Source organism: Haloarchaeobius caseinilyticus, assembly GCF_051207395.1.
GTDB lineage: Archaea > Halobacteriota > Halobacteria > Halobacteriales > Natrialbaceae > Haloarchaeobius.
This window is the reverse complement of the sequence record NZ_JBPJZC010000001.1, coordinates 1,989,549-2,001,669: the sequence shown is the minus strand read 5'-3', so window position 1 is coordinate 2,001,669 and position 12,121 is coordinate 1,989,549. Positions and strand designations below refer to the sequence as shown.

At 65.2% G+C, this 12,121-nt stretch carries 12 protein-coding genes; 6 read left to right on the top strand and 6 right to left on the bottom strand.

Going from position 1 to position 12,121, the window contains the following annotated elements:
• Positions 1 to 14: 14 nt before the first annotated feature.
• Positions 15 to 317, bottom strand: coding sequence for a hypothetical protein (locus ACSC1P_RS10495; protein ID WP_435360099.1), 303 nt, complete (start codon positions 315 to 317; stop codon positions 15 to 17).
• A 108-nt stretch (positions 318 to 425) separates the two neighbouring features.
• Here ACSC1P_RS10495 and ACSC1P_RS10490 point away from each other — a divergent pair, with 108 nt between their 5' ends.
• The 5 genes from ACSC1P_RS10490 (at position 426) to ACSC1P_RS10470 (ending at position 6,834) form a co-directional block, all read left to right on the top strand.
• Positions 426 to 1,277: a CBS domain-containing protein gene (locus ACSC1P_RS10490; protein ID WP_435360098.1), complete on the top strand. Its 852-nt coding sequence runs from the start codon at positions 426 to 428 to the stop codon at positions 1,275 to 1,277.
• Positions 1,270 to 2,994: a glycine--tRNA ligase gene (glyS, locus tag ACSC1P_RS10485; RefSeq protein ID WP_435360097.1), complete on the top strand. Its 1,725-nt coding sequence runs from the start codon at positions 1,270 to 1,272 to the stop codon at positions 2,992 to 2,994. Before ACSC1P_RS10490 ends, glyS begins: the two co-directional genes overlap by 8 nt.
• Before the next feature lies 1 nt (position 2,995).
• Entirely contained in the window at positions 2,996 to 3,598 is a 603-nt protein-coding gene (locus ACSC1P_RS10480; protein ID WP_435360096.1) for a dolichol kinase, read from the top strand.
• A gap of 564 nt (positions 3,599 to 4,162) precedes the next feature.
• Positions 4,163 to 6,637, top strand: a complete 2,475-nt coding sequence (locus ACSC1P_RS10475; protein WP_435360095.1) for a DEAD/DEAH box helicase — start codon at positions 4,163 to 4,165, stop codon at positions 6,635 to 6,637.
• Complete coding sequence (locus tag ACSC1P_RS10470; RefSeq protein WP_435360094.1) at positions 6,634 to 6,834, top strand: hypothetical protein; 201 nt, start codon at positions 6,634 to 6,636, stop codon at positions 6,832 to 6,834. Before ACSC1P_RS10475 ends, ACSC1P_RS10470 begins: the two co-directional genes overlap by 4 nt.
• A gap of 49 nt (positions 6,835 to 6,883) precedes the next feature.
• On the opposite strand, the gene ACSC1P_RS10465 is transcribed toward ACSC1P_RS10470, so the two are convergent.
• Genes ACSC1P_RS10465 through ACSC1P_RS10455 form a run of 3 tightly spaced genes read right to left on the bottom strand, consistent with a single transcriptional unit; the run spans position 6,884 to position 8,773 of the window.
• Positions 6,884 to 7,066, bottom strand: coding sequence for a hypothetical protein (locus ACSC1P_RS10465; protein ID WP_435360093.1), 183 nt, complete (start codon positions 7,064 to 7,066; stop codon positions 6,884 to 6,886).
• A 41-nt stretch (positions 7,067 to 7,107) separates the two neighbouring features.
• Entirely contained in the window at positions 7,108 to 7,827 is a 720-nt protein-coding gene (locus ACSC1P_RS10460; protein ID WP_435360092.1) for an Sjogren's syndrome/scleroderma autoantigen 1 family protein, read from the bottom strand.
• 43 nt (positions 7,828 to 7,870) lie between these two features.
• Positions 7,871 to 8,773 carry a hypothetical protein gene (locus ACSC1P_RS10455; protein WP_435360091.1) on the bottom strand — a complete coding sequence of 301 codons (903 nt, stop codon included), beginning with the start codon at positions 8,771 to 8,773 and terminating at the stop codon, positions 7,871 to 7,873.
• A gap of 171 nt (positions 8,774 to 8,944) precedes the next feature.
• Here ACSC1P_RS10455 and mdh point away from each other — a divergent pair, with 171 nt between their 5' ends.
• Positions 8,945 to 9,859 (top strand): malate dehydrogenase, encoded by a 915-nt coding sequence (gene mdh, locus ACSC1P_RS10450; protein WP_435360090.1) that lies wholly within the window; start codon positions 8,945 to 8,947, stop codon positions 9,857 to 9,859.
• 15 nt (positions 9,860 to 9,874) lie between these two features.
• Here the strand turns inward: mdh and ACSC1P_RS10445 are convergent, their stop codons facing one another.
• Positions 9,875 to 9,997 (bottom strand): hypothetical protein, encoded by a 123-nt coding sequence (locus ACSC1P_RS10445; RefSeq protein ID WP_435360089.1) that lies wholly within the window; start codon positions 9,995 to 9,997, stop codon positions 9,875 to 9,877.
• A gap of 81 nt (positions 9,998 to 10,078) precedes the next feature.
• Entirely contained in the window at positions 10,079 to 12,058 is a 1,980-nt protein-coding gene (locus ACSC1P_RS10440; RefSeq protein WP_435360088.1) for a bacterio-opsin activator domain-containing protein, read from the bottom strand.
• Positions 12,059 to 12,121 lie beyond the last annotated feature (63 nt).

Genomic DNA, 12,121 nt, shown 5'->3' with positions numbered 1-12,121 from the left:
CTGACTTTCGATTTTTACGCTCGTCGGCCGAGTCCCTGCGCGATTCCTTCGCCCAGTCGTACGAGCGCGAGCGCTTCGATGTAGTAGACGACGCCGAGCAGTCCAGCTGTGAGTACGACCCATCCGGGCTTCGGAAGCCAATCGAGCACGCCGGCGGCGGCGACGGCGGTCCACACGGCCGGTAGGCCGTGCGTCAGCGGCGCGACGAACGGGAACAGCGCGCGAGACACCAACGGGTGGAGCGACGGCGTGCTGTAGACGGCGAGAAAGGTGAACTGGAGGCAGAGTGCGAGGACGACGTTTCTCTTTTCAGACACAATAGAAGCGATGGCGGCCTGATATATAAACGTCGCCGTGGCGAGACGTGCCACAATCACGCACACGAAACAAGGGCTTTATGCGCCGTTTCGTCCTATATCGCGGATATGAAAGTAGCCGACGCGATGACGCCGCGCGCAGAACTGGTGACCGTCGAGTTGCCGGGCACCCGCGACGACGTGCTCGAATACCTGCAAGAGCACGGTTTCTCTTCTGTGCCGGTCGTCAAACAGACCGACGACGGCGAGGAGTACCGAGGTCTCGTCTCGCGCGACGCCCTCATCGAGCGTCCCGACGAGGACCAGTTGGCACTGCTGATGGAGGACGTGCCGACGACGACGGACGACGCTGACCTGACCGAGGTCGCGCGTCTGATGGTCGACGAGAACGCCCGGCGTGTGCCGGTCGTCGACGGTGAACTGGAAGGTATCATCACCGTCACCGACGTGATTCACGCCATCGCGAAGGGCGAGGCCGAGACCGACGCGGTCGTCGGTGACCTGGCGAGTCGCGACGTGAACACGACCTACGCGGGCACGCCGCTACCGGTCGCAGAGCGCGAACTGTACTACGCGAACGTCCCCTACGCTATCGTCCTCGACGAGGAAGCCGAGATGACGGGTATGCTGACCGAAGTGGACATCATCGAGGTCGCCCGCATCGTCGAAGGCGAGGACGAGACGGGCGACTCCATCGCGAACGAGGACGACGAGTGGATGTGGGAAGGCATCAAGGCGGTCGGCAACCGCTACCTGCCGACCCGAAACGTCGAGATTCCGGCCGAACCGGTCTCCGAATTCATGACGGACGACCTCATCACGGTCTCGACGAAGAAGACGGCGAAGGAGACCGCGAAACTCCTCATCCGCCACGACATCGAGCAGATTCCGATGGTCTCGGGCGACCAGCTCGTCGGCATCGTGCGCGACATCAACATCGTGGAGGCCCTGTATGACTGACGCTGAGAAAGTCACCGAGTTGGCGAAGCGACGGGGCTACTTCTTCCCGTCGAACACGGCCTACGGCGGCGTCGCGGGCTTCTACACCTACGGCCCGCAAGGTGCCGCACTGAAGCAGAACGTCGAAGGTGCGTGGCGTGACCGCTTCACCATCGCCGAGGGCAACTTCGAAATCGACGCCCCGACCATCGCGCCCGAACCCGTCTTCGAAGCCTCGGGCCACCTCGACGGCTTCGACGACATGCTCGTCGAGTGTCCGGAGTGTCACGAGAGCCACCGCGCCGACCACATCGTCGAGGACGCGACGGACATCGAGGACGCCGAGAGCTACCCCATCCCCCGAGTAGAAGAACTCATCGCGGAGTACGAACTCGTCTGTCCGTCCTGTGGTGCCGGTCTCGCCGGCCAGGCGGTCACCGAGTTCAACCTCATGTTCGAGACGAACATCGGCCCCGGCTCTTCACAGCCGGGCTACCTGCGCCCGGAGACGGCACAGGGCATCTTCGTGGAGTTCCCGCAGCTGAAGGAGTACGCCCGGAACAAGCTCCCGTTCGGTGTCACGCAAATCGGTCGCGCGTACCGCAACGAGATTTCGCCGCGCAAGTCCATCGTTCGCGTGCGTGAGTTCACGCAGGCCGAACTCGAACTGTTCGTCGACCCGGAGGAGGACCACCCGGACCTCTCCGCCGTCTCCGACGTGGAGGCGCCACTGTACTCCGCCGAGATGCAGGAGGCCGATGGCGGTGAGCCGACGACGATGCGCATCGGCGACGCCGTCGAGGACGGCACCATCGCCAACGAGTGGGTCGCCTACTACCTCGGTCTCGCCAAGCAGTGGTACGACCGCGTCGGCGTCGACATGGACCGGTTCCGCTTCCGTCAGCATCTCGCTGGCGAGCGCGCCCACTACGCGGCGGACTGTTGGGACGCAGAAGGGCAGATCGACGGTGACTGGATCGAACTCGCCGGCTTCGCCTACCGCGGCGACTACGACCTCTCGAAGCACGCCGAGCACAGCAACGAAGACTACACGATATTCAAGCAGTACGACGAGCCGAAGACGGTCGAGCGCGCGACGGTCGACCCGGACATGGCCTACCTCGGCCCGGAGTTCGGCGGCAAAGCCGCCGACATCTCGGAGGCGCTCCAGACGCTCGCCGAGCGCGACCGGACCGCCTTCGACGGCGACACGGTCGAAGTCGAAGTCGACGGCGAATCGTACGAACTCCCGACCGAGAAGGTCGGCTTCAGCGTCGACGAAGTGACCGAAGCCGGTGAGCACATCACGCCACACGTCGTCGAACCGTCGTTCGGTGTCGGCCGGGCGCTGTACACCGTCGTCCACCACGCCTACCGCGAGGACGAAGTTGCGGGTGAGGAACGGACCTACCTCGCGCTCGAACCCGAAGTCGCACCGACAGTCGTCGGTGTGTTCCCGATGGGTGACGACGTGGCCGACGAAGCCCAGGCACTCGCGAGTGACCTGCGCGCGGCCGGTCTCTCGGTCGCCTACGACGACTCCGGTTCCATCGGTCGGCGCTACCGCCGGCAGGACGAGGTCGGCACGCCGTTCTGTGTCACCTTCGACGCCGACCCGGCCGGTACGGCGACCATCCGTGAACGCGACTCGACCGAACAGGTGCGCGTCGACACCGACGACCTCGTCGACGTGCTGACCGACCTCCGTAGCGGCGACCGGAGCTTCGACGACCTCTGAGATGCGAAGCGAGGTCGAGCGCCGCATCGTGCACGCGAGCGGGGCGATACTGCCGACGGCCTACCTACTCGGCCAGCAGCCCGGCTTCCCGACCCTCCCGTGGTCGTGGGTACAGGGGATACTGGTCGTCGCCATGGCCTGTGCGCTCGTCCTCGAAGCTGTGCGGCTGTTCGTCGGACTGGACTGGGTCATCTTCGACAAACTCACTCGCGAGTACGAGCAGGACAACCTCGCCGGCTACGCGCTGTACATCATCGGTGGGACGGTCGCGGGACTCTTCTTCGAGCCGAACGTCGCGATTCCGGCGATGTACATGCTGACCATCGGTGACCCCATCAGCGGCCTGCTTTCGACCGGCGAGTTACGCTCCGTGAAGCAGTTTCGCGTGCTCGCCGCGATGTTCCTCGTCTCGCTGGCGTTCGCGCTACCGTTCCTGCCGCCGGTGGCGGCGGTCGCAGCCGCACTGGCGGCGACGCTGGCCGACGGCGTGAAACCGGTCGTCGCCACCTACGTCATCGACGACAACCTCTCGATTCCGATCGCAGCGTCGGTCGCCGCCGCAGGCGCACTCTACCTCACCGAAGTGCTGTCGCTACCGGTCTGATAGCGACGGGCTAGGTATCTTGGCCAAACATTCTGTATCGATACCGACCACGTACCGGATGGTATGACACTGCTCGAACTCATCGTCGCGGCACTGGTCGTACTGCTCGTATTGGCCGTCGTCGCAGCAGTCGTCGGCGACGAAGAACTCGTGCTGGAACTCGTCCTCGAAGCACTCGACTGAGACCGAGCGGCCCACGACGCGTTCACTTCCCGCAAAAATTTCGGTCAAACTCGGTAGACTTAATATCGACCAAATCACACCACCGGCAGCCACGGCGACTGTCGGATATCCCGACGACGTGCGGCCGAACGGCCGCTCGGACTCCGTCGTGGCGGACGCTCCGCGACGACGGACCCCCCCACTCCCCCCATCTCCCCCGTCGTCGCGGGGCTTCGCCGGCCGTGGATACGCGGCCGGTGCTCTTTCACAAGTGACCAGCCGCGGGTAGCGGCGGTGCGCGCCCGCGTCAGACAACTTAAAGCGAACTCGCTCGACGAGGCGTATTTTACTTACACTCCGGTCGCCGAACCCTTAACCGGCAGGCCGCACAACTGTGGGGCGATGGCTGCCACCGACGAGGCCTCCGTCGAGCACCCGCTGCTCACGCCGAACTTCCTCCAGCGACGGCTCTACCAGTTGCAGTTGGCGGGGACCGCCGCCGACGACCACACCCTCGTCTGTCTGCCGACCGGACTGGGCAAGACGACCGTGAGTCTGCTCGTGACCGCCAGACGGCTGCACGAAGTTGGCGGGAAGTCGCTGTTGCTCGCGCCGACGAAGCCGCTCGTGCAACAGCACGCGGAGTTCTACCGCGAGGCGATGAAACTCGACGACGAGGAAGTCGTCGTATTCACCGGCGACGTACGCCCCGACGACCGTGCCGCGCTCTGGGAAGACGCGACCATCGTCATGGCGACGCCGCAGGTCATCGAGAACGACCTCGTCGGTGGCAGAATCTCGCTGCGCGACGTGACACACATCACCTTCGACGAGTGTCACCGCGCGACCGGCGACTACGCCTACAACTACATCGCAGAACGGTACCACCAGGACGCCGCCGACCCGCTCGTGACCGGCATGAGCGCGTCGCCCGGCGGCGACGAAGAGGAGATTCTGGAGGTGTGTGAGAACCTCGGGCTAATCGAGGTCGAGGTGATGACCGAGGACGACGCCGACGTGTCCGAGTACACCCACGACACGGAGGTCGAGTGGACGAAGATACAACTCCCCGAGGAGGTCATCGAAATTCGTGACGCGATAAACGAGGTCATCGCCGACCGCCTCGGCAAACTCAAGGAAATCGGCGTGACTCGCGCGACATCGCCGGACCTCTCCGAAAAACAGGTTCAGAAGATACAGGCGCAGTTGCGCAAGATGATTGACAACGACCAGTCGGCGGGCTTCAAGGGCATGAGCCTGCTCGCGGAGATTCGCAAACTGCGGACGGCCGTGACATACGTCGAGACCCAGAGCGTCGAAGCCACTCGCAGATACTTCGAGCGACAGGAAAACGCCGCGCGGGCCTCTGGCGCATCGAAGGCCAGTCAGCGTATGGTCTCAGAACCGAAGGTCAGAGAGGCCATCCGCCGAACCGAGAACTTCGACGACATTCACCCGAAATATCGAGAGGCACGCATCCTCCTGGCCCAGACGCTCGGTATCGAAGACGGCGAGCGAATCATCGTCTTCACCGAGTCGCGCGACACCGCCGAGGCACTGACCGAGTTCCTCTCGAACCACTTTGACACCCGGCGCTTCGTCGGGCAGGGCGACAAGGAAGGCTCCGACGGGATGACCCAGAAACAGCAACAGGAGACGCTGGAGCAGTTCAAAGCTGGCGAGTTCGAAGTGCTCGTCTCCACCTCCGTCGCCGAGGAGGGGCTGGACGTGCCCGAAGTCGACCTCGTGCTGTTCTACGAACCCGTCCCGACCGCGATTCGCTCAATTCAGCGCAAAGGCCGAACCGGCCGACAGGACGAGGGTCGCGTCGTCGTGCTGATGGCCGAGGATACGCGCGACGAGGCGTACTTCTGGATTTCTCGTCGTAAGGAGAAGCAGATGGAGTCCGAACTCCGGAAGCTGAAAGGCGTCGCCAAGAACGTCGAGGAACAACTCGACGACAGTCAGTCGGCACTGGCCGACTTCGCTGGTGACGGCGAGAGCGGAGGCGGAGACGGGGGCAGTGCGGCGAGCGCCGCACAGGACACGCAACCTGGCTTGCAGGACTTCGCCGCGAGCGACGAGGACGACGAAGCCGACGAGAACGAAGCGAGCGAAGACGCCGACGACGAGACAGCGACCACCGGCGAGAGCACCGCCGACCAGTCCGCCGAGAACGAAGCCGACGGCGTCGTCGCCAAAGCCGAACGGCCCGACGACGACACGGTCGAAATCGTCATCGACCAGCGCGAGATGGACTCCTCGATTCCGCGCGACCTCTCGACGCGCGAGGACGTGACGACCCGGCTCGAAACGCTCGCCGTCGGCGACTACGTGCTCTCCGACCGCGTCGCCGTCGAGCGAAAGTCGGTCGAGGACTTCCTCGACACCCTCGTCGGCAGCGAGCGCTCCGTGTTCGAACAGGTCCGCGACATGGCGAGTCACTACGCCCGACCAATCCTCATCGTCGAAGGCGAGGAGAGTCTGGTCGGGACGCGCGACATCCACCCGAATGCGGTCCGGGGCGCGCTCGCGTCCTTGGCTGTGGACTTCGGCGTGAGCGTCCTCCGGACCGAGAGCGAGGCCGACACCCGCGACCTGCTGGCGGTCATCGCAGGCCGCGAGCAGGAGACGAACGACCGCGCGATTTCGGTCCACGGCGGCAAGTCGAAGAAGACGCTCGCCGAGCAACAGGAGTACGTCGTGAGCGCTATCGCCGACATCGGCCCCGTCACCGCCCGCTCGCTCATGGCCCACTTCGGCACCGTCGAAGAAGTCATGTGCGCGAACGAGGACGACCTGCTGGAAGTCGACGGGGTCGGCGCGGTGACCGCTGAACGCATCCGCGAGGTCATCGGGAGTCAGTACGAACCGTGAGCGACGCGGTCCGCGGGGCGATTCGGCGAACCGCCCCCGGACTCGTGGTGACGATAGCGATTCTTCTCGGTGGACAACTCCTCGACGTCGCGCCGAGCATCCGATACGGTGCGGGACTGGTCGCGTTCACCCTGTGGATGGTCTGGTTCGTGATGACGTTCGTCCAGTGGTTCGGGTGGACCGACGAAGAGCATTGAGTGGCCGGCTGACGAGACACGAGGCTGCGACACGAACACCGCGACTGTCTCAGCCGAGGCGTGGGGCGACTCGCAAGCCGCTGTAGACGAGCACGGCGGTGAACAGGGCGACGAGCGCGGCGGAACTGCCGACCTGGCCCAACGACTGCCCCGCGTACAGGCCGAACCCAGTCGTCGACTCGAGCACGCGGAGGACGAAGTGGGCGAGGAAGATGGCGACGCCGAATCGCACAGCGGTGTGGGCGTCGTCACGGGGACTGCGAGACGGCACGGTTACCGGCGGAGGGCAGACAGTGCCTGTGCCGCTTCCTTGACCGTCGCGAGGTACTCACGAGCGCGGGCCGGGTCGTCCGTGTTCGCGGCTGCGTCGCTGAAGTAGCGGATAGTTTCGGCGATGGAGGCTTCGGCTTCGCCGAACTCACCGGCGAGTCGCGAGGCGTCGGCACGGGCGTCACGGGCGTCACGAACGTCGCGAGTGTCGTAGGCGTCAGTTCCACGGCGGGCCTGTTCCGGGGTGCTGGCGTCGCCTCGGCTGTCGGACGTCCCACGGCCACCGCGAGGTTCGTCGGTCCGGGATGGCTCGGCACGTCGGACACCAGCGTCGGGCTGTGCCGGTCGCTGGTCGGTCGCGCCGGCAGTCGACTCGGTCACGGCCGTTTCCTCGTCTGCGTCGGTTTCGGCGGGTTCCTCGGCCGGCTCGGACTGCTGGGGCTGGGTTGCCTGCTGTGTCGCCTGCTCCTGCGCCTGCTGCTGTCCTTGCTCGGCAACTTGTTGTTGCTGTGCCTGCTGGCCCGCAGCCTGACAACTCGGACAGAACGCCTGCCCGTCGTAGCGGAAGATGGGGTCACCGCAGGTGTCACAGTGCTTGTTCGTCATCGTCGCGCCCTGCAAGAGGAGTTCGCTCATCCGCTGTGTCGACTGGCGGTCTTTCTCCTCCTCGGCGAACTTCTGTCGCAACTTCTCGCGCTCCGCTTCCTTGTCGAACTCGCTCATGTCGGGACAGACGACCGTCACAGAGGAAAAGCCTGCGGACGGCTCAGAGGAAGACCTCGCTCGTCTTCCCGCTGCCAGTGGCGACGACGACGCGACCCGACTTCGAGAGCGAGAACTCCGACGCCGAGACGACCGGGTTCCGCCGATTCGACTGGTCCGACTCGACGTACTGTCGAACCGGCTCGGTCGCGGCGTTCGCTGCCTCGTCGAACACGACGACGAGGCGTGCGTCGTAGGTCTCGCCGTGCAGGTCGAAGGTGTAGCCGTCTGCGACTGCGTTTTGAAAGCGTCGGCGTTGGGGTTCGGCCATCTGCACCCGGTCGCGGACGACGCCCTCGACCATCGCCGACTCGCCGAGTTCGTCGGTCAGTGTGGCGAAGTCGTCGTTCTCCTCGTACGCCCGTGGACCCGAGCCGGTACCGACGTCGATGAGAGCCTTCATCGCCGCCTGTTGCGGGGTACTCCGGACGATGGCAGTTCCGTCGGCGAGCGCGAGCCCCGACCGCATCTGGTGTTCGGCGGTGTAGATGTCGAAGCCCTCGTGTGTGGTGCCTTCGGACCACGTCGACCCGAGACGGCTGGCGACCGCGTCGGCGTCGAACGACCCGGTGAAGACGCCAGTGCCCGAGGGGAGGGGCACGGCAGTCGTGTCGAGAGAGTCGTGCGCAAGGCCGTCGAAGTGCGGCCCAGTAGTGTCCTCGTAGTGCTGGTACGTCTCGGCCGAGAAGTGCTGTTCGTTCGCTCGAAAGGCGGTGTGGTCGATGGCGTGTACGCCCGTTCGGACACCCCGCCCCTCGGTGTCGTGGTGATTTCGCACCCAGTCCGTGTAGCCGGGCGTCCCACCGCCGCCGGGGAGGTCGGGAAGACTGCTCGTGCACCCAGCGAGACCCGACAGTCCCGCTGCGAACGTCGCCTGGAGGAAGCGTCGTCTATCGAGGAGGGCCATACGGGCGACGATTCGCGGCGTGGTAATGTGCCTAGGGGCGAAAACGGACCGCTTTCAACACGCCAGTCACCACGGAAGCGGACTCAGGCGACCGTAACCCGACGCATATCCACCGAGACCACTGCCGACTTCGACACGTTTAACGAGCTACCGGGAGGACGTTCGCACGTTATGGCGAAAGTTAGCGTAGTCGGCGCGGCCGGCACGGTCGGAGCCGCCGCAGGCTACAACCTCGCGCTTCGTGACGTGGTCGACGAACTCGTCTTCGTGGACATTCCGGACCAAGAAGACGTAACAGTCGGGCAGGCCGCGGACACCAACCACGGCATCGCGTACGACTCGAACACGAGAGTCCGGCAGGGCACCTACGCCGACACCGCCGGCTCGGACGTCGTCGTCATCACGGCCGGCATCCCGCGCCAGCCCGGCCAGACCCGCATCGACCTCGCGGGCGACAACGCGCCCATCATGGAGGACATCGGGTCCTCGCTCGCCGAGCACAACGACGACTTCATCACGCTGACGACATCGAACCCGGTCGACCTGCTCAACCGGCACCTGTACGAGACGGGCGACCGCGACCGGAACAAGGTCATCGGCTTCGGTGGCCGACTCGACTCGGCACGCTTCCGCTACGTCCTCTCCGAGCGCTTCGACGCCCCTGTCAAGAACGTCGAGGCGACGATTCTGGGCGAGCACGGCGACGCGCAGGTCCCCGTCTTCTCGAAGGTTCGCGTCGACGGCCGCGACCCCGCCTTCTCCGACGACGAGAAGGAGGAGATTCTGGGCGACCTGAAAGAGAGCGCGATGAACGTCATCGAGCGCAAGGGCGCGACCCAGTGGGGTCCGGCGACCGGCGTCGCTCACATGGTCGAGGCCATCCTCAACGACACGGGCGCAGTGCTGCCCGCCTCGGTCAAGCTGCAGGGCGAGTTCGGCCAGAACGACGTGGGCCTCGGTGTCCCCGTCAAGCTCGGCAGTAGCGGTGTCGAAGAAATCGTCGAGTGGGACCTCTCCGAACTGGAGCGTGACCAGCTCGGCGAGGCTGCAGAGAAGCTCTCCGAGCAGTACGACAAGATCGCGTAATCGCGGAACGACCGGTCAGTTTTCGCGGTCGCCCGACGGCCGGGCGGCCCACATGCGGTTCGTGGCCGATGCTGGAACCGTCTCACCGAGCAGTTCTGCCCACTCGCGGACGCGGGAGTGTCGGTCGTCTGTCGACATAGCGTGTAAGAGATGTGTTGCTAGCGAGTCGCATAACTTTTTTCTCGGCGAAACAATAGGTTGCGGAACCGTGACTAACGCTTAGGAGCGGTCGAAGAACTCGCCGACGAGTTTGCGCTCGGCCGCCCGAAGGTGCTGGTGATAGGTCGAACGGGCGATACCCATGGACTCCGCGAGGTCGTCGCCGCTGGTCGGGCGGGGCCACTCGAAGAAGTCGCCGAAGTACGCACGCTGAAGCGCAGTCAACTGGCGGTCGGTGAGACGGTCCTCGGTAGCCGCGATGAACTCCTGTTTCGTCGTCGCGGGTCGCTCGCGTTCGCGGTAGGCCGCGAGGGCGACGCCGTCAAACTGCGCTTCGACGTGTTCGACGATGGTCCGGGCGTTGGCCTCGCGGGGGAGTTCGAGGTCGATGGTCGCGTTCCCCGGTTCGGCGGAGATGCCTTTCACGTCCGAGCCGTACTCGACGAGGGTCGAGAGCAAGCCGGTGTTGGCGACCGTGAACTCGATGAGACTCACACCCTCGTTCTCCGTGATTATCTTGGTCTCGCGGACGCTCTCGTTCTCCTCGGCGAGGTCGACCACGCGGTGCGGGTCGTCGGTCTCGACGGTGAAGAACATGCCCAGCGAGTCGCCTTCACGGTACACCGACCCAGCGTAGGTCAGACTCGCGTCGGCTCGCTCGGCGATGTCGACGAAGAACACCGACCGGTCCGAGATGGTGAACGAGAGTTGGACGAAGTTGTCCGTGGTGAGTGTCCGGCGCGTCTCGGCGGCCGAGATAGCCGTCGCGACCATCCGCCCGAGGGCGGCGAGGATGGTCGTTTCGCGACCGTCGAGGACGGACGGGGTGGGCGTGTACACCACGAGAACGCCGTAGCGGGCGTCACGATAGGTCAGAGGAATCGCCGCGACCCCGGCGAACTCCTCGCCACACCGGGATTCGTGCCACGCCACGTCTGCGAGGTCGTCTTTCGACCCAATTTGGACCTCGCCGGTTTCGAGTGCGCGCTCGATGGGGTCGTCACTTCCGTCGATTTGTAGCGTCTCGCCGTCTCGCTCACCACCGACGACCGCGTTCGGCTGGAGGCTTCCGTCCGCGAGGTCGGGTTCGCCACTCCACGCACAGACGAACGGGTCGGTGTCGGCGAGCAGTTCGCACATCTTGCGCTCGATTTCGGGGCGAGTCGTCGCCTCGACGAGCGACCCGGCGGTCTGCTGGATGAGGCCGTCGACACGTTCGAGGAGGTGCTGGAGCCCCTGTCGCTCGGCGGCGAGTTGGGCCGCACGGTGTTCGGCCGTCCGTTCGGCGTCGACGCGCTCGCTCACGTCGGTTTGGAAGCCGACGAAGTGTGTCACTTCGCCCGAGTCGTCGCGCAGGGGCGCGAGGTCGACGCGATTCCAGAAGCGCTCGCCGTCTTGGGTGTAGTTCACGAGTTCGACCGAGACCGAAGACTCGGTCTCGATGGCGTCACGAATCTCGTCGACGGCGGCCGGGTCCGAATCCGCTCCCTGCAGGAATCGGCAGTTGCGCCCGATGACGTCCTCACGGCTGTAGCCCGTGAGTCGTTCGAACGCGTCGTTCGTGTAGACGAGCGGGAGGTCGGGTGCGCTCGCGTCCGCGATGGTGATACCGACGGGCGACTCGTCGAGTGCCCGCTCTTTCAGTGGGTCGAGCGGCGGCCGCTCGGCCTCGGTCGTGCCGACGGCGTCGACTCGTGTGGTGAGTCGCTCGGTCCAGTCGTCCTCGCGTCGGACGTAGCCGTCGACCGCTGCGGTGACCGCTCGCTCCGCGACGGCCTCGTCGCCGTCGGCCGTACACAGGACGAAGGGGAGGTCGCCGTGAACCGCTCGAATGGTTTCGAGTAAATCCAGTCCTGTGCCGTCGTCCAGCGTCAGTTCGCTCACGAGACAGCCCGGGCGCTCGTCACCGACTGCCGCGAGTGCGCTATCGACGGAGTCGACGGTGTCGACGCTGAATCCACCTGCCGAGAGTTCCTCGGCCGTCTTTGTTGCCCTGCCGTCGTCCCCATCGACGAGCAAGACCCGCGTCCCTGAAGTCATGGATATCGCTTGCGTGGCGGAACGTAAAGAACTTCGCACGTTTTTCCGGTTCTCGGGCGCTGA

Bases quoted from the DNA above. Each gene is read 5' to 3' on its own strand.
- ACSC1P_RS10460 (WP_435360092.1), bottom strand. From the start codon at position 7,827: ATGAGCGAGTTCGACAAGGAAGCGGAGCGCGAGAAGTTGCGACAGAAG.
- ACSC1P_RS10440 (WP_435360088.1), bottom strand. From the start codon at position 12,058: ATGACTTCAGGGACGCGGGTCTTGCTCGTCGATGGGGACGACGGCAGG.
- ACSC1P_RS10475 (WP_435360095.1), top strand. From the start codon at position 4,163: ATGGCTGCCACCGACGAGGCCTCCGTCGAGCACCCGCTGCTCACGCCG.
- mdh (WP_435360090.1), top strand. From the start codon at position 8,945: ATGGCGAAAGTTAGCGTAGTCGGCGCGGCCGGCACGGTCGGAGCCGCC.
- ACSC1P_RS10480 (WP_435360096.1), top strand. From the start codon at position 2,996: ATGCGAAGCGAGGTCGAGCGCCGCATCGTGCACGCGAGCGGGGCGATA.
- ACSC1P_RS10445 (WP_435360089.1), bottom strand. From the start codon at position 9,997: ATGTCGACAGACGACCGACACTCCCGCGTCCGCGAGTGGGCAGAACTG.
- glyS (WP_435360097.1), top strand. From the start codon at position 1,270: ATGACTGACGCTGAGAAAGTCACCGAGTTGGCGAAGCGACGGGGCTAC.
- ACSC1P_RS10455 (WP_435360091.1), bottom strand. From the start codon at position 8,773: ATGGCCCTCCTCGATAGACGACGCTTCCTCCAGGCGACGTTCGCAGCG.
- ACSC1P_RS10490 (WP_435360098.1), top strand. From the start codon at position 426: ATGAAAGTAGCCGACGCGATGACGCCGCGCGCAGAACTGGTGACCGTC.